16 protein-coding genes are annotated in these 17045 nt (G+C 35.8%); 14 read left to right on the forward strand and 2 right to left on the reverse strand.

Going from position 1 to position 17045, the window contains the following annotated elements:
- The first annotated feature begins 1 nt into the window (after position 1).
- From treC to QQS35_RS11120, 3 genes are all read left to right on the forward strand, one after another.
- Positions 2 to 1684, forward strand: a complete 1683-nt coding sequence (treC, locus tag QQS35_RS11110) for an alpha,alpha-phosphotrehalase (RefSeq protein ID WP_285932171.1) — start codon at positions 2 to 4, stop codon at positions 1682 to 1684.
- 14 nt (positions 1685 to 1698) lie between these two features.
- Positions 1699 to 2412 carry a trehalose operon repressor gene (gene treR, locus QQS35_RS11115; protein ID WP_285932172.1) on the forward strand — a complete coding sequence of 238 codons (714 nt, stop codon included), beginning with the start codon at positions 1699 to 1701 and terminating at the stop codon, positions 2410 to 2412.
- Positions 2413 to 2576: 164 nt separating this feature from the next.
- Positions 2577 to 2960 carry a SpoIIAA family protein gene (locus QQS35_RS11120; RefSeq protein WP_285932174.1) on the forward strand — a complete coding sequence of 128 codons (384 nt, stop codon included), beginning with the start codon at positions 2577 to 2579 and terminating at the stop codon, positions 2958 to 2960.
- Between the two features lie 51 nt (positions 2961 to 3011).
- On the opposite strand, the gene QQS35_RS11125 is transcribed toward QQS35_RS11120, so the two are convergent.
- Entirely contained in the window at positions 3012 to 4121 is a 1110-nt protein-coding gene (locus QQS35_RS11125; protein ID WP_407933959.1) for a mechanosensitive ion channel family protein, read from the reverse strand.
- Between the two features lie 273 nt (positions 4122 to 4394).
- Positions 4395 to 5042, reverse strand: coding sequence for a PAQR family membrane homeostasis protein TrhA (gene trhA, locus QQS35_RS11130; protein ID WP_285932178.1), 648 nt, complete (start codon positions 5040 to 5042; stop codon positions 4395 to 4397).
- Positions 5043 to 5183: 141 nt separating this feature from the next.
- Here trhA and QQS35_RS11135 point away from each other — a divergent pair, with 141 nt between their 5' ends.
- The 11 genes from QQS35_RS11135 (at position 5184) to QQS35_RS11185 (ending at position 17031) form a co-directional block, all read left to right on the forward strand.
- Positions 5184 to 5765 carry a DUF1836 domain-containing protein gene (locus tag QQS35_RS11135; RefSeq protein ID WP_285932180.1) on the forward strand — a complete coding sequence of 194 codons (582 nt, stop codon included), beginning with the start codon at positions 5184 to 5186 and terminating at the stop codon, positions 5763 to 5765.
- Between the two features lie 447 nt (positions 5766 to 6212).
- Entirely contained in the window at positions 6213 to 7004 is a 792-nt protein-coding gene (locus QQS35_RS11140; protein ID WP_285932181.1) for an ABC transporter ATP-binding protein, read from the forward strand.
- Positions 7005 to 7007: 3 nt separating this feature from the next.
- The gene (locus tag QQS35_RS11145; protein WP_285932182.1) at positions 7008 to 7871 is read left to right on the forward strand and encodes an ABC transporter permease; all 864 of its coding nucleotides are present in this window, start codon (positions 7008 to 7010) and stop codon (positions 7869 to 7871) included.
- 26 nt (positions 7872 to 7897) lie between these two features.
- Complete coding sequence (locus QQS35_RS11150) at positions 7898 to 8917, forward strand: ABC transporter substrate-binding protein (RefSeq protein ID WP_285932183.1); 1020 nt, start codon at positions 7898 to 7900, stop codon at positions 8915 to 8917.
- 307 nt (positions 8918 to 9224) lie between these two features.
- Positions 9225 to 10274: an XdhC family protein gene (locus QQS35_RS11155; protein ID WP_285932184.1), complete on the forward strand. Its 1050-nt coding sequence runs from the start codon at positions 9225 to 9227 to the stop codon at positions 10272 to 10274.
- Positions 10261 to 10905, forward strand: a complete 645-nt coding sequence (locus QQS35_RS11160; protein ID WP_285932185.1) for a nucleotidyltransferase family protein — start codon at positions 10261 to 10263, stop codon at positions 10903 to 10905. The genes QQS35_RS11155 and QQS35_RS11160 overlap by 14 nt, the downstream gene beginning before the upstream one ends.
- The gene (locus tag QQS35_RS11165) at positions 10878 to 11780 is read left to right on the forward strand and encodes an FAD binding domain-containing protein (RefSeq protein WP_285932186.1); all 903 of its coding nucleotides are present in this window, start codon (positions 10878 to 10880) and stop codon (positions 11778 to 11780) included. Before QQS35_RS11160 ends, QQS35_RS11165 begins: the two co-directional genes overlap by 28 nt.
- A gap of 309 nt (positions 11781 to 12089) precedes the next feature.
- On the forward strand, positions 12090 to 14393 hold the full coding sequence (gene pucD, locus QQS35_RS11170) for a xanthine dehydrogenase subunit D (RefSeq protein ID WP_285932187.1): 2304 nt from the start codon (positions 12090 to 12092) through the stop codon (positions 14391 to 14393).
- Positions 14372 to 14893, forward strand: a complete 522-nt coding sequence (locus QQS35_RS11175) for a (2Fe-2S)-binding protein (RefSeq protein ID WP_285932188.1) — start codon at positions 14372 to 14374, stop codon at positions 14891 to 14893. The genes pucD and QQS35_RS11175 overlap by 22 nt, the downstream gene beginning before the upstream one ends.
- A 27-nt stretch (positions 14894 to 14920) precedes the next feature.
- Positions 14921 to 16096, forward strand: coding sequence for an amidase (locus QQS35_RS11180; RefSeq protein WP_285932189.1), 1176 nt, complete (start codon positions 14921 to 14923; stop codon positions 16094 to 16096).
- 44 nt (positions 16097 to 16140) lie between these two features.
- A complete protein-coding gene (locus QQS35_RS11185; RefSeq protein WP_285932190.1) occupies positions 16141 to 17031 on the forward strand; it encodes a fumarylacetoacetate hydrolase family protein in 891 nt (296 codons plus the stop codon).
- The last annotated feature ends 14 nt before the right edge of the window (positions 17032 to 17045 follow it).

The raw sequence follows: 17045 nt of genomic DNA on the forward strand, positions 1-17045 counted from the left end.
CATGACTCAAGCATGGTGGAAACAGGCTGTTGTTTATCAAATTTATCCAAAGAGTTTTAATGATACAACCGGTAATGGAATCGGAGATATTCAAGGAATAATTTCTAAGCTGGATTACTTAAAAGAATTGGGAGTAGATGTACTATGGCTGACTCCTATTTATGATTCTCCGCAACGTGATAATGGATATGATATAAGTGATTATTATAGTATTTATGAACCATATGGCACAATGGAAGACTTTGATACATTGCTAGAAGAAGCTCATAAACGTGGACTTAAAATCATTATGGATATTGTTGTAAACCATACCTCAACAGAGCATGAATGGTTCAAACAGTCAATGAGCTCAAAAGATAATCCTTATCGTGATTTTTATATATGGAAAGATGGTGAAGAAGGAAAAGCGCCTACAAATTGGTCATCTAAATTTGGTGGATCTGCATGGCAATATGATGAAACAACTGGACAATATTATTTACATTTATTTGATATAACACAAGCTGATTTGAATTGGGAAAATGCAAAAGTTAGACATGCAGTATATGATATGATGGATTTCTGGCTTAAAAAGGGAGTGGCTGGTTTCCGGCTCGATGTTATCAATCTAATCTCAAAATACCAAGAATTTCCAAATGATGATGGTTCTGTTGCTCCGGGAGATGGTCGTAAATTCTATACAGATGGCCCGCGTGTGCACGAGTTTTTGCAAGAAATGAACAAACATGTTTTTTCCAACTATGATATTATGACAGTTGGTGAAATGTCTTCCACAACAATTGATAATTGTATTAAATATACGAATCCAGATAGAAATGAATTAGACATGACCTTTAATTTTCACCATCTTAAAGTAGACTATCCGAATGGTGAGAAATGGACAAAGGCGGAATTTGATTTTCAGGAGTTAAAAACCATTCTATCCACATGGCAGGTAGAGATGCATAAAGGTAAAGGTTGGAATGCACTTTTCTGGTGTAATCATGATCAACCTCGCGTAGTTTCACGCTTTGGTGATGATGAAAAGTATCATGAAGAGTCGGCAAAAATGCTGGCTACAACTATTCATATGATGCAAGGAACTCCTTATATATATCAAGGGGAAGAGTTTGGTATGACTAACCCTAAGTTTGAGAGCATTGATGATTACCGCGACGTAGAATCCCTTAATACTTTTAATATTAAAAAAGAAGAAGGTATGTCGGAATCTGAAATTATAGACATTTTAAAGCATAAATCAAGAGATAATTCACGGACCCCTGTTCAATGGGATGCCACTAAGAATGCAGGCTTTACATCAGGAACGCCTTGGATTCAACCTGCTGCCAACTATAAACAGATTAATGCAGAACAAGCTGTTACTGACAAAGATTCAATTTTTTATTACTATCAACAGTTAATTCAAATAAGAAAGCAACACGATATAGTTATAGATGGGGATTTTCAGTTGATTTTAGAAGACCATAATGATATTTTTGCTTATATACGAAGCAATGGAGATGAAAAGTTACTTGTAGTAAATAATTTCTATGGAAAAGAAACAACGTATCAATTGCCTGGAAGTATTGATTACTCAAGTTTTGAAAGTTCAATCTTAATATCGAACTATCAAGATCCAGCAGCAGATTTTACATCTTGTACGTTACGTCCATATGAATCCATTGTCTATCATCTGAAAAAATAAACGGGGCTACAATCATGACGAACAAATATTTAGTGATTTATAATGAAATAGCAGAAAGGATTGAAAATGGTGAAATGGAACCACATTCCTTTCTTCCTTCCGAAAATGATTTGAAGGATTGTTATGATACTTCAAGAGAGACAATACGGAAAGCGTTAAACCTATTGTCACAAAATGGGTTTATTCAAAAAGTAAGAGGAAAAGGTTCTCTGGTTATTGACCGAAGTAAATTTGATTTTCCTATCTCCGGTTTAGTAAGCTTTAAAGAATTAGCTGAAAAAATGGACAATAGAGCAAAGACGATTGTAAATGAGCTTTCTCTGATAAAACCTGATCAAAATCTTAAAAAGCAACTTAATATCACGAGTAATGAAAAGGTTTGGAAAGTAATTCGGACAAGGGATATTGCTGGTAATAAGATAATATTAGATAAAGACTATCTGAGCCAAAAATTCGTACCGTCAATTACAGTGGAAGTATGTGAAGATTCTATTTATGATTATATGGAAAATGAATTGAACCTAAATATTAGTTTTGCAAAAAAAGAAATTGTTGTAGAAGAGCCTACAGAAGAAGATCGAGAATTTTTGGATTTAGAAGGATTCCATAATATTGTAATAATTAAAAATTTTGTATATCTTGATGACGCAAGTTTGTTCCAATATACGGAATCAAGACATCGACCGGATAAATTTCGTTTTGTTGATTTTGCTCGGAGAAATAAATAAAGGTTTTCAAAGGATATCCACAGCGGATATCCTTTTTTATGTTTTATAAAGGATATGTGAGGAATTTACTAAGAATTTAAATGCTTGTACAATTTAGTTCTTTGTTATACAATAATTATACAAAACATATACAAATATATTAGATATAAAGAGGAGGATCTTTTATGCATGATGTAAAAGTGATTGAAAAAAGTAAAAATATTTTCGGATTAAGCTGGATTGGTAATGTTACCCCTGATGATGTACAGCAAGTAAATAAAAAATTAGCAGACATCTTCAGAAGCTCACATACAAAAACTTTTGATTTAATTGTTGATATGAATGAAATTACTGTATTGCTACCTGAAACTCAAAAAGAAATTGTTGCACACCAAGAGTGGCTGTTGGAAAGCGGTATGAAAAGGGCTGCTGTTGTTGTTAGTAGTGCATTAGCAAAACTTCAGTTAAAAAGAACAGCGAAAGAATCTAGTAATGGAAATGAATTTCACTTTAGTACATATGAGGAAGCCTTAGAGTTCCTTTCTGAAGAGAAACAAAGTATCTCATAAAAGAAATTACAAAAACAACTTCTCCTTATTGTTTGAGGAGAAGTTGTTTTCTTATTTGTTAATTTTTATTGTGTCACCATCGAAGCTTTTAATATGTAAGTCTCTTTGAGGAAATGGAATTTCAATCTGGTGATCCGCAAGAATTCGATAAATGCGAAAGTTGATATTACTTTGTGTTGTAAGTACAGCATTTGGATTTGATATCCAAACGAATAACTCAAAATCTAGAGAGGATTCTCCAAAACCTACGAAGTTCACAAATGGTTCAGGGTCTAATATCATTGTTTCGGATTCCTTCGCCTCGTCACTTGCTACCTGCAATAACATCAGTCTAACCTTTTCAACATCCGTTCCGTATGCAACACCGATTGGAATAGTAAGTCGCATTTTAGGATCACTATAAGATCTGTTCACAACATGCTCTTCTAAGAAGTAGGAGTTAGGAACGATAATATGTTCATTATTAATACTTCGAATTACAGTTGCGCGCATATTAATCCTTTCAATATCCCCTATAATATCATCTACAATCACGCGATCCCCAACTTTAATTGGACGTTCGAATAATAAAATAATACCTGAAATAAAGTTGGATGCGATGTTCTGGAGTCCAAAACCAATCCCGACCCCTACTACACCTGCAAAAACAGTCAGCGCACTCAAATCTATACCTACAGTGGAAATACTGACGATGAAAGCAATTGCCATAATACTATAGTGGAACATGCGGTTAAAGGTAAACTGTACTCCCCTGTCTAATTGATAACGGTCGTAAACTCTTGGTAGAAGATATTTTGTTATGACCTTTGAGGTTCTATTAGCAAAAGATATAATTAGTACAGCAATGATAATTAGAAATACTGTTATTTCAACATTTCCAATCGAAGCGAATTTTTTACGCATCCAGTCAAAATTTGAAAAATAAATTAAAATAAATAGTAAAATTCCATAAGTTGTGAGCCAATTTAAAAAAGGAATTGCAACTTCATTTTGTATTACATTACGGTCTTCTTTACTTTTTAAAATTTTAAGGATTAAAAAACGAAGAATTAATATAGCGAATAAAAAAGCGATAAATACTAAAGTAGTCTTTAGCCAACTACTTGCTTGATAATAATCAAGAAAATTATTTATGATGAGAATCTTATCCAAAGTAATCACCCATTTATATATAGTGTTAAAACAATATATTAATAGTAACATATTAATTATATTAGTGATTTTTTCCGGAGTCATAAAAAAGCATGAAAATTCGGAGATGTCTAGCGAAAGCGGACTACCCCGCCTGAGGCCTTAAGTCAAACATCTTTGTGGTAAGGAGCCCCACATAGATGTTCGTCTTCATTGCCCTAGGTTGAGCACAAAGGAAAGCTACATAGAAAGTCTTCGCAGAAACAACCGTTTTTCTTGTTTCGAAGGTGCCCTGCGCTTTTCTTATAATACATACATATAGACGCTGAGGAAGTGAGCTAAACTTCCGAGTAAAATAAAAACATGGAAAATTTCATGAAAGCCAAGGTGTTTAAATTCTAAAAATTTAGGTTTTACTGCGTAAATAATACCGCCGAGGGTATAAATGATTCCTCCAAGTATTAAAAGAAATATACCAACACCATTCAAAGCATCAGAAAGCGGTGCAGATACAAACACAATCATCCAGCCCATGGCGATATAAAGACTAGTAGATAACCACCTTGGACAATCAAACCAGACCATTTTAAAGACTACGCCACTAATTGCTACAACAAATATGATGGTGAAAAGTGTCCAGCCGGTAAAGCCGTTTAAACTAATTAGGCAAAAAGGAGTGTATGTCCCAGCGATTAAAATAAATATCATGGAATGATCTAGTCTTCTAAGCCATGCAATGACTTTGTTCTTAGCAATTACCATATGATAGGTAGCAGATGCTGAATAAAGTAACATCATACTTATACCAAAAATGATAACTGAAGTGATAGCAAGTGGTGAAGCGGTCGTAATTGCAGCTTTTATCACCATAGCTAAAAGAGCAACAAACGAAAGTATCGCACCAGCTAAATGCGTTAAGCCATTAATTGGTTCTCTTATAAAAGAGTTCATTATAAATCCTCCATCCACAACACATAGTATCGATAACTACTTACTATAATACACCTACTACATGACGTGGTCAACGTTTGCGTTTGCTAATTTTTAAGTTATAATGAATGTATATTATTTATAGTAAATGAGGAATCTGCAATGAAAAAATTATACGAACTTGTTTCAGAACTAGGATTAGAAAATACGATTACATTAGATGATATTCCGAACATCGATTTATATATGGATCAGGTCACACAGCTTTTCGAAAACAAGTACAATGAGGCAAAGAGAAATGAAGATGAAAAAATATTAACGAAAACAATGATTAACAATTACGCTAAAGCGAAATTACTGTTTCCAATAAAAAATAAAAAGTATTCAAAAGAGCATTTGATATTAATCAGTCTAATATATCAATTAAAAGGTGCATTATCGATAAGTGATGTAAAAGTTGTGCTTGATAGGTTGAACTACAAAATAGAACATGAACAGCTCAATTTAAGTGAATTATACGTGAGTCATCTTGAACTTCATGATAAGAGTATAGAAAATTTTAAAGCGAATATAAATGTGATTTCCTCTGATGTTAATCAAGAGATTGATAAAAAAGAAGATGAGGATATTGAGTATTTAGAATCTCTTCTACTAATTTCATCACTTATTAATACAAGTAATATGTATAGAAGATTAGCAGAAAGACTCGTTGATGAGATGAAAGAAGAGCCTAACAAGAATTAAGTATATTAAAGTTGTGAAAAGGGAATTCTAATATAGTAATTTTATAGGTTGGTTTGCAAGCATCTTTCGATAAGTTAGTAGATTATACTAATTTATCAAAAGATGCTTCTTTTTTATATAATCTGGATATTTTAAAAAGCGATGGTGCATCGCACTATTAACAATCGATGAGGGTGGACAATCTATTAATCCTCTAACCGTTGGTGTTTTTTATCTATTTAGTTAAAACAAACAAAAGATTCAGACTAATTCATATATATTGACCAATGACAAAAACCAACTTATCGATTAGGATTAATTTAAGTTATTTAATCTAACAGAAGATGTAAGGTAAATTAACGTTATGGGATTGAGCTTAAGAAGTTACGTATTAATAGCCTTATTAATTGAATTTTACAATGATAATTGTCATATAGACTTTTAGGGTAAATAAAGGAGGAAAATGAGGTGGCAACAGTTCAAAAAGATGTGGTTTCATTTCAGCATGTTAGCAAAGTTTTTAATGGAGAGACAATTGCTTTAAGTGATTTTAATTTATCCATTGATGAAGGTGAGTTCCTGAGTTTTTTAGGTCCTTCAGGTTGTGGAAAGTCTACCGCTCTTAGGTTAGTAGCTGGACTTGGGAATGCAACGCAGGGTACCGTTAAAGTATTTAATGAACCACCAAAACAAATTGTGCAAAATACAAATGACATTGCTTTTGTATTCCAAGATGCAAACCTACTTCCGTGGAGAACAGTTCTCGATAACGTTTTACTTCCTTTAGAGTTAAGAGGTGGAAATAAGAAAGAACAAAAGAAAGAAGCGATAAGAGTTCTTGAGATGGTTGGATTAAAAGAACATGTAAAAGCATATCCACGTCAGTTGTCTGGTGGTATGAAAATGAGGGTTTCTATTGCTCGTGCGTTAGCGGCAAAACCAAAGATGTTATTGATGGATGAACCGTTTGGGGCATTAGATGAAATCACTAGGCAAACATTACAGCTGGAATTGCTGGATATATGGAAAAAAGAAGATATGACAATACTATTTGTTACGCATAACGTCTTTGAGGCTGTTTTTCTTTCTACACGAATAGCAGTCATGTCGGCTAGGCCAGGAAGGTTATCTTCTACGATAGATGTTGAACTGCCATTTCCTAGGCAGTTGAGTATAAGAACGAATCAAAAATTTACTGATTATGTCGATGTCGCTTCTGACAGCCTAGAAAATAGTTCGGAACAAAGGGAGTTGGTCTAAAAAATGTCCATGCCATCTGTTGAAGTAGTTAAAAACCATGAGCATATTAAAAAAACAGAAGAAAAGAAACAAAACAGTTTCTTTGCAAAATTCAAACAGATATATCTAGGTCCTATCATTGCTTTTGTCGTATTTATTGCGATCTGGCAAGCAGTCCCATTACTACTTGGATTAAAACACTATATTTTGCCAAAACCAACAGATGTAGTTAGTGCAGCAATTGAGGATTGGCATTTGCTTTGGCCGGCTGTACAGATAACGGTAGTAGAATCAGTAGTTGGATTTCTTGTGAGTGCAGTAGTAGGTATCCTTGTTTCCATTTTACTGGCTACTTCAAAAATATTGGAAAGAAGTATTTATCCTTATGCAATTATTTTACAAACCATACCAGTAGTTGCTGTGGCACCTATCGTTGTGATTTGGTTTGGTGCTGGTTATAACTCTATTGTTGTTATTTCTTTCTTAATAGGATTTTTTCCGGTTATCTCAAATACATTAATGGGATTAAATTCGGTGGACAAGAACATGGATGAGCTTTTTACACTTTATAATGCCTCCAAATGGCAAAGAATGTGGAAATTAAGACTTCCTGCTGCTTTACCTTATATGATGGCAGGTTTAAAAATTTCATGTACCCTATCGATTGTCGGTGCCATTGTTGGGGAATATATTGCTGGAATTGGTGGTGGTAAAGGAGGTCTCGGTTATTCCATAACTGTTGCTGCGATTCAAGTAAAGACCTCCTATCTGTTCGCATGTGGTATTGCTGCCGCTATTTTAGGAATCGGTTTTTATCTTCTAGTAAGCTTGTTTGCAAATCTTATGTTGAGGTCTTGGCATGAGTCCGCTATGAAGGTTGACAAATAATAAAGAAAATAGAGAGGGGATTAATAATGATTGAATTTGGGGGATTAAAGAAATTCAGAATTTTATTTATTGGTCTGGTTGTAATACTTACTTTAGCTGCTTGTGGTGGACAAGAGACGGGAAGTGCTTCAGAGACAAATGATGATGCAGCAGATTCTGCTGAGTCTGTAAAGGTTGTATTAAATTGGTTTGCAAAAGCTCAACATGGTGGTGTCTATGCAGCTGATGATCAAGGTATTTTTGAAGACAACGGTCTAGATGTAACCATTGAACCTGGAGGCCCTCAAGTATCATCTATACAGATGGTGGCTTCTGGAAGTGCTGAGTTTGGTCTAGCGCATGCTGATCAAATGGTTATAGCGAGAAATGAAGGTATTGAGTTGGTTGCAGTAGCAACAGCTATGCAAGGGAGTCCTCAGGCGCTAATGTTTCATGAAGGGCAGGGTGTAGCAGATTTTGAAGAAATGAATGGCCGAACAGCTTATATTCAACCGGGGATTACATATTGGGATTATTTAAAGAGCCAATATGACTTAAGTGACGTTGAAGAACTATCTTATACAGGTCAGCATACCAATTTCATTGATGATTCAGATGCTATTAGTCAGGCATTCGTAACTTCTGAACCATTTTTCTTAGATGAAGAAGGTATTACTACAGAAACTAAACTAGTTTCTGATTCAGGATATAATCCATACAATATCGTTTTATATGTAACAAAAGAATACCTTGAGGAAAATGAAGAAACGGTCCAGAAATTTGTAACTTCTTTTGTTGAAGGCTGGAACTATTATAAAGAATCACCAGATGAAATTACAGAAGTAGTTCATGAGAATACAGCTGATATTTCATTAGAAGCACTTCAATTCGAACAACAAACACAAGAAGAATTTATCTATGGTGGAGATGCGGCAGAACATGGTGTGGGGTATATGTCTGAAGAGCGTTGGTCTACACTTATTGATCAATTAAGTGAACTAGGTTTACTAGATGAAAAGTTTGATGCCTCCGATATTTTCACTATAGAATATTTACCAGAGAACTAGTATTAAAAAAATTGACAAAGAGGCTGCAGATCAAGCAGCTTCTTTTGTACTACCCTCTGTAAGGTGTCAGTAAATTTAAATAGTAAAGCTTGAAATGTGAAAAGCTATTTCATACAAAATATTCCTGTTAGGAAACCTTACAAAGTGCTTGAATTCAGTTTTGGTTTTTGAGAATTTAATAGTATTTCTAAAAAATTTAAATTATTTAGTTATATAGTTTCTTCGAGTGTTTTAGGCCCTACTATCTAAAGTTATCTAAATTTTCAAAAAGTAAGTTAATTGGATTTATTTAAAGGGGGATGGAGGGATGGAGGACATACATGCGTTACTTGACGAAATTTCAATATCTTCTGATATAGCTATTCTTGCTACAATTATTCATGTTGATGGGTCTGCATATAAAAAAGAAGGGGCTATGATGTTGTTTCAAGCTGACGGTTCTCAAGTTGGTATGTTGAGTGCTGGTTGTCTAGAAGAAGACTTAGCTGCCAGAATAGAGCATCATGGATTAGGCAAACGTCCAGAAATTATCATTTATGATATGAGGGGATACAATGAAATTTCTTGGGGGGAAGGCTCTGGTTGTAACGGTGTCATCCATGTTCTTGTGGAACCGTTAAACGAGTCGTTAAGGAGACAACTTAAAGAGCTACATTATCATTTAAAGAATCGACAAGCAGTTACGATGATTAAACAATTGCCAAATGAAAACAATGACAATAAGACAATCTTTTTAACGGAAAGTCAACAAGTGTTTGGTAACTGGGAATATAACAAGCATTCATTAAGCAAGCAATTAAAGGATTATTATAAATCTGGAAAAAATGGGATACTATACTTTCCTATTCTATCTAAACAAGTTTACGTTCATTGCTTTAAGCCAAAGCCTAGATTAGTTATCTTTGGCGCAGGTAAAGATGCTATGCCGTTAGCTACCTTTGCAAGTAGAACAGGCTTTTCTGTAGTAGTTGCTGATTGGCGCCCTGCATTATGTAATTCAAGCCACTTCCCTGATGCTGATGAGCATATTATCGGTTTTCCCGATGAATTAATTAGTAAGATTCCATTTACTTCAAATGATTATGTAGTTATTATGACGCATAATTTCCTGAAAGATAAAAGTCTTCTATCTTACCTTACCGACATAGACTTGGTGTATCTCGGTGTTTTGGGTTCTGCTAGACGCACGAAACGTTTGTTAGGAGGAAAGGACCTGCCCACTCACATAACATCACCTATAGGTTTGTCTATTAACGCTGAAGGTCCAGAAGAGATAGCGATAAGTGTTGTGGCTGAGTTAATTCAACTATCAAAGAAGCCTCATACCAAAGGAGTAAAATTGTGTGAAACAATATGAATCTGTAGGCATATTATTAGCGGCGGGCAAGAGCAGCCGCATGGGGAAAAATAAGCTATATCTCCCTATTAATCAAGATACAATCGGCAGTAAATCGCTAGAAACAGCTATATCCTCGAATCTCAATCATACTCTAATAATTTCAAAATCTTCTGATCAACTAGGATGGTTGAATACAAACCAATTAAATGATAATAGGGCCAATAAGTGGTCGCAGGTAACATGTTTAGATTCATATAAAGGTCAATCGTATTCTATTAAGACAGGTGTGAAGGCCGCGAGTAAATTAAATGCTAGATTTATCATTATCATGCTAGCGGATCAACCGTTGATTACAGTAAAAATGATAAATGAACTTATTGCAAAATATAAAAGTGCAACACGAAAGAAAGCACAAGTAGATTATGTAGTTTCTAGAGTAAATGGAACGGCTATACCACCGATCTTATTTAGCTCAGATTTTTATCCTTCTCTTCTAGAATTACAAGGGGATCAAGGTGCTAGAGTGGTACTTAGAAACAAAGGTAAAGAGAATTTTGGATTAACTGTAGATTATGATGACTGGAGTTGCTTTCATGACATTGATACAGAGGATGACTACAAATGGTTAAAGGAAATAAAGGGTTTATGACAGAAGAGAATATTGTTACTACTTCGGTGTCCGTCCCAACTACGATAGAGGATGCTTTTAAGCAAAAGCAAACCCTTGGAAAAGCTGCGTGCTACATTGCTGGTGGCACATTAATTCAATTAAAGAGAGAACAAGGCACACCATTGCCTCAACATTTGATTAGTTTAGAGCAAATTGCTTGGATGAGTGATATAAAGAGGTTGGAAGATAGTCAAGGGTATTCTTTGATGATTGGTGTATTAGCTAGTTTATCGATATGCCAATCACATCCTACCATCCGAGAGGAGTGGCCGTTATTGTCAGAGGCTATTCAGGAAGTGGCATCTCCAGCAGTTCGGAACCGGGGTACGATAGGTGGCAATATTATTTATCGTATTGGGGACACAATTCCAGCTTTATTAACCTTAGAAGCAAAAATAACTTGGTTTGATGGTGATTATCGTTCAGAGATTTTATGGAATTTCTTGCAAAAAAATATGTTAGAAGATGTTATTATTACAAGCCTTTCACTACCTTCTCCGCCTATTGCTTCTAGAACAATGAATTTTTATAGAAAGGTTGGTCGTCGTGAAGGCTTTATTCCTTCGTTAGTGACGGTATCTGCTTATTGTTGTTGGAATAGTGATGAACAGGTGGATTATGTTCGACTAGCTGTTGGTGGAGGTGCGAATACACCTAAGCGTTTAGAAAGGTGTGAACAATTTATAATTGGCAAAAAAATATCAATTGAAATTTTGGAAGAGCTTTACCAAAAGGTGATAGAAGAATTTTTTCCAGAACCAGATAAGTTTGTGTCAACCGAATATCAACAAACTGTGGCTGCTAATTTGATTGTATCAGAGTTAGAAAGTTTTCTAGATGAGTCAATTACGTAATTATCTCATTCAGTCATCAGGGGCAATATATAGTTTGGATATCGTTTTATTCAACTATACATTGTTGTAGGTGACACTAAATGGGTTATGTAATTGATTAGATAGATAAAAAATTCGGAGATGTCTAGCCGCAGCTCCTACCCGAGAAACAATCTTTATGGTAAAGAGCCCCACATAGATGTTCGTCATAATTGCCCTAGGGTGAGCACAAAGGAAGACTTCATAGAAAGACACCGCAGTAACAAGGTTTTTTCTTGTTTCGAAGTCGCCCTGCGCTTTTCTTATAGTTTGGTGAAAGGATTGAGACACATGCAAAAAAATCAAGAATTCTATAAAAACAGACGCCGAATACGGCCAGATGGAAAAGCTAAGGTTACAGGTAGTTTAAGCTATTTAACGGACTTATCCTTTTCTAATATGCTATATGGAAAAATATTAAGAAGTTCCTATCCTCATGCAATTATTAAATCTATTAATACAGATCATGCTGAAAAATTATACGGTGTGAAGGCGATTATTACGCATAAGGATATTCCGGGTTTAAATCGTTTTGGAATAGTGACTCCTGATCAACCAGTACTCTGCGAAGAACATGTTCGTTATGTAGGTGATGCTATTGCTGCTGTTGCTGCAGTATCAGTTGAAATTGCAGAGAAGGCACTTGAACTAATAAAGGTAGAATATGAAGTTCTTCCGATTTTAGATAGTCCCGAAAAGTCACTTGAAAAAGATGCTCCAAAACTTCACCCAGAGGGAAATATACTTCATAAAGCAGGTTTTAAAACAGGTGACATGGAAGCGGGATTTGCTAAGGCTGCAGCTATTGTAGAAGAAACGTATCAGGTGCCGAGGCAAATGCATGCATACATGGAAACAGAAGGTGGCGTTATCGTACCAGAAAAAGATGGAGCGATTACGGTATATGTAGGTACGCAGCATGGTTATAAAGATAGATTCCAACTTTCACGAATACTAGACATCCCAGAAGAAAAGATACGAATTGTATCAAGTCCAATGGGCGGTTCTTTCGGAGGAAAGGATGAACTGAATATCCAACCTTACGGAGCAGTTCTGGCACTTGTTTCTGGTTGTCCTGTTAAGATACACCAAACGAGAAAGGAATCTTTAATAGCTGGACTAAAACGTCATCCGATGAAAATAACAATGAAAACAGGTGTTGATAGTGAAGGGAGAATACTTGCAAATCAAGTAAATATTATTGCTGATACTGGTGCTTATGCAACGCTTGGACCGGCTATTTTAGACTTCTCAGTTGAGCATGCTGCAGGTCCATATATGATACCGAATATGGTAACAGAAGGCATATCGGTTTTTACTAATAATGGTGTTTCAGGTGAATTTAGAGGGTTCGGTGGAAATCAAGTAACATTCGCTCTCGAGGGGCAAATCGATCGGTTAGCTGAGAAAATAGGTATGGATCCCAACGAACTGAGAAGACGTAATATAAGAAAGGTTGATGACCCGGGTCCTCTCGGTCACCGAATCGCTCCTACAAATGGTGCTTATGAAGTTTTAGAAGCGATTAATAAAAAGTTAACGATAAAAACAAACCAACTCAAAGACTCCCCTCCGAACGATAAATGGAAAGTACGAGGGATTGGAACGGCAATAACGATGCATGGGGGCGGATTAGGGTATGGAAGACTTGATCCTGCTGGTGGTAGAATCTCATTAAGTGAAAAAGGGAAAATCGAGATTGCTTTTGGATTTGAGGAAGCGGGCCAAGGTATTCTTGGTGTTATTGAGACAATTGTAACGGAAGAGCTGGGTTGTGCTCCCGAAGATTTATCAATTGTAATTGGTGACACGGCATTAGTACCTTCGTCCGGGTCAACTACTGCTTCTAGAGGTACTAGTATGGTATGGCATGCGCTGCAACGAATGAAAGGTGCGTTTGAACAACAGATATTAAATAAAGCATCAGCAATTACAAGTGTATCAGTTAGTCAAATGCAGCTAGGGAGGGGTGGTGTTTTCTCCATAACAAAAGCAAATTCCTATGCGCTGTTGCTAACTTACGATGAAATTGCTAAGCAAATAAATGAAAATGAAACGATTGTTGTGTCCACTAATTTTGATTTTCCTACGACTCCTGACCCGGTTGATGGTGGTCACTTTTTATATACATTTGGTGCTGTATTAGCACAGGTTGAAATAGATTTATTGACAGGTAAGGTTAAAGTAATTGATTTAGATCAGTCGATTGCAGCTGGTCCTGTTGTAAGTACAATGGGGTATATTGGCCAAATTGAGGGTGGCGGCGTAATGTCGCTAGGTTATACATTAATGGAAGATGCATTGATGGAAGGTGGAAAATATATTACCGAAAACTTAGATAGTTACTTGATTCCTAGTATTTTGGACGTTCCATTCTCGATGGATACGGAAGCGATTGAACAATTGGTAGAAGGGGATCCATATGGACCTAGAGGAGTGGGAGAAATAGGAACTGTCGCAGTTGCTCCTGCTATTGCTAAAGCAATTCATCATGCTATTGGGTATTGGCCTACTCGTTTACCAATTTCCTCTGAAGAAATCTTATTTGCATCAAGCCAAAGGAGGCAACGGCAATGGATCAAGGTAAGGCAGTAAGTGTACAAGATTCATTAAAAACAGACACTAAAAAATGGATACAATTAAAAATTAACAATCATGAAAAAAAATTAGAAGTTGATCCGACGACTCGTCTTGTTGATTTGCTTCGAAATGAATTTAAATTAACTGGAACTAAAATCTCATGTGGAATCGGTCGATGTGGTGCTTGTTCTGTAATGATAAATGGTAGTTTGGTAAACGCATGTTTAGTGATGGCATATCAGATTAACAACGCTTCCATAACGACCATTGAAGGAGTTGCTGAAGATAGTTCTCTTCATCCAATTCAGCAGGCCTTTTTAGAGGAAGGCGGTTTTCAATGTGGATACTGTACACCAGGGATGATAATGGCGGTTAAATCATTAGTAAATGAAACACTCAATCCAACGGATGAACAAATTCAACTAGCGTTATCGGGTAATCTTTGTAGATGCACAGGTTATGGTGGAATTATTCGAGCAGTAAAACGAGTGATTGCAGAGAGAGTAATTATTTAAGATTAAAAGTGGTGGGGGGCAAAGCATGTGAATGATACGTATCGTTCTTATGTGAATCAAGATATAAAGTTGAAACCATCAAATGTAGGTATACTTAAAGATCTTACATTTTCTGTGAAAGATGTATTTGCTATAAAAAATTATTTAAATACTGCCGGGAATCCAGACTGGTATCGATCACACCAACCATCAGAAAATAATGCTGTTTCTATTGATTTATTATTAAACAGTGGAGCTACATTAGTCGGAACTACACATACAGATGAATTGATGTACAGTTTAAATGGTGAGAATTTTCATTATGGAACACCAGTAAATCCTAAAGCTCCAGCGTGTATTCCTGGTGGCTCATCAAGTGGATCTGCTGTGGCAGTTGCTGCTGGTGATGTTGATTTTGCTTTAGGTACCGATACAGGTGGTTCTGTAAGAATACCTTCAACATACTGTGGTGTATATGGGTTTAGACCAACACATGGTGCTGTTGATATAAATGGTGTTATTCCATTAGCTAAAAGTTTTGACACAGTAGGGTGGATGGCGCAAGATCCCAATACATTGCTACGTGTAGGAAAAGTCTTACTGAATAATGAATATGATAAACAACCATTTAGTAAGGTTATTATAGGCAATGACGGGTGGGAGCAAGCAGACAGTCAAGTAAAACAGGTTCTCTCTAAGGGTCTATCCTTCTTTGAAACAATAAATCCAAGCTTTGAAAAGCAGCAAATCGCAGATGAGGGTCTAGAAACGTGGGCCAATACATTTAGAATTCTGCAAGGGATGGAAATATGGAACGAGCACGGGGAATGGATTGAGAAAGAGAAACCAACTTTTGGACCTGGCATAGGAGAAAGGTTTGTGATGGCTAGTAAAATACATGAGAAAAACCAGCAAGAAAAGTTTGAACATAGAAAAAGCATTCAGCAAAAAATGGAACTAATGTTGGGCGATGAGGGTCTTCTTATTATTCCGACGGCTCCAGGACCTGCGCCTCTTAAAAATCTGCCTAATGATCAACTCGAGGACCGTAGAGAAAAAACGATGCGGTTGACTTGTATTGCAGGTCTATCGGGTTTGCCGCAAATAACAATTCCTGTAGCGAGTGTGGAGGGGAAACCGGTTGGATTATCTATAATTGCCAATCGCTTTCAAGATATAAACTTACTAAAGTTAGCTACTAAACTTAATCTTGGAACAGTATAAATAAATTGCTGTAAGGTTAAAACACATGGAGGTGGCGGTTAAAAGTGAAACTAGTTACAGTTAAAGTGAATGGTAAAGAGCAAGTAGGTATTGTTAATGAAAATAAAACAGTTTTACTTGAAACGATAAATGCTATGGAAAGTAAGTGCTGGAAAACACAGGTGTTTGAAATCTTGCAAGAGGGACAACTCAAGGAAATAAAAAAATGGTACGATCAAGAAGGAAAAGAAAAGTTAAATCAAGATAAATATGTGGGTATTGATGCAGAAACAGCTCCATTATATAGAAATCCTAGAAAAATATTAGGTATTGGTATGAATTATATGGAAAAAGCGATGGAGCTATCTGATCATCCCCCGAAATTAGATCCAGTTTACTTTATAAAACCGGATTCTAGCTTGATTGGTCCTTGGGAATCGATAGTGTTACCATCACAATCGAATCATATAACTGCTGAAGCAGAACTAGGGATAGTTATAGGGAAAACGTGCAAAGACATTACCTATGTAAACGCACAAAATTATATAGCAGGCTTTACAAGTACATTGGATATGACGGCGAAAGATATTCATGCTGAAGATCCGAGGTATTTACAAAGGTCCAAGAGTTTTGATGCTTTTTTTAGTTTGGGAAATGAATTAATTACGATTGATGAGTTTGATGATATCAATTCTATTGTCGTACAAACTTCGTTAAATGGTAGAATTGCACACCAAAATTCGATTTCAAATATGATGTATTCTCCTTGGTTCATTGTTTCATACTTTTCGCAAATGATGACTTTATATCCTGGAGATATTATTATGACAGGCACTCCGGGTTCTGTAATGCTTAAAACAGATGATGTTCCGGGTTGCCATATAACTAACTTTGCAACATTAAAAAATGTTGCGGGGGTAAAAGTAAGTAATAAAAGCCCAAGAATCTATAGTTGATTCTTGGGCTTTTA

Source organism: Aquibacillus rhizosphaerae (assembly GCF_030282825.1).
Classification (GTDB): Bacteria; Bacillota; Bacilli; order Bacillales; family Amphibacillaceae; genus Aquibacillus_C; species Aquibacillus_C rhizosphaerae.

Excerpts from the sequence above, each read along its gene's own strand:
- treC (WP_285932171.1), top strand. The coding sequence starts at position 2 with ATGACTCAAGCATGGTGGAAACAGGCTGTTGTTTATCAAATTTATCCA.
- treR (WP_285932172.1), top strand. The coding sequence starts at position 1,699 with ATGACGAACAAATATTTAGTGATTTATAATGAAATAGCAGAAAGGATT.
- QQS35_RS11120 (WP_285932174.1), top strand. The coding sequence starts at position 2,577 with ATGCATGATGTAAAAGTGATTGAAAAAAGTAAAAATATTTTCGGATTA.
- trhA (WP_285932178.1), bottom strand. The coding sequence starts at position 5,042 with ATGAACTCTTTTATAAGAGAACCAATTAATGGCTTAACGCATTTAGCT.
- QQS35_RS11135 (WP_285932180.1), top strand. The coding sequence starts at position 5,184 with ATGAAAAAATTATACGAACTTGTTTCAGAACTAGGATTAGAAAATACG.
- QQS35_RS11145 (WP_285932182.1), top strand. The coding sequence starts at position 7,008 with ATGTCCATGCCATCTGTTGAAGTAGTTAAAAACCATGAGCATATTAAA.
- QQS35_RS11150 (WP_285932183.1), top strand. The coding sequence starts at position 7,898 with ATGATTGAATTTGGGGGATTAAAGAAATTCAGAATTTTATTTATTGGT.
- QQS35_RS11155 (WP_285932184.1), top strand. The coding sequence starts at position 9,225 with ATGGAGGACATACATGCGTTACTTGACGAAATTTCAATATCTTCTGAT.
- QQS35_RS11165 (WP_285932186.1), top strand. The coding sequence starts at position 10,878 with ATGGTTAAAGGAAATAAAGGGTTTATGACAGAAGAGAATATTGTTACT.
- pucD (WP_285932187.1), top strand. The coding sequence starts at position 12,090 with ATGCAAAAAAATCAAGAATTCTATAAAAACAGACGCCGAATACGGCCA.
- QQS35_RS11175 (WP_285932188.1), top strand. The coding sequence starts at position 14,372 with ATGGATCAAGGTAAGGCAGTAAGTGTACAAGATTCATTAAAAACAGAC.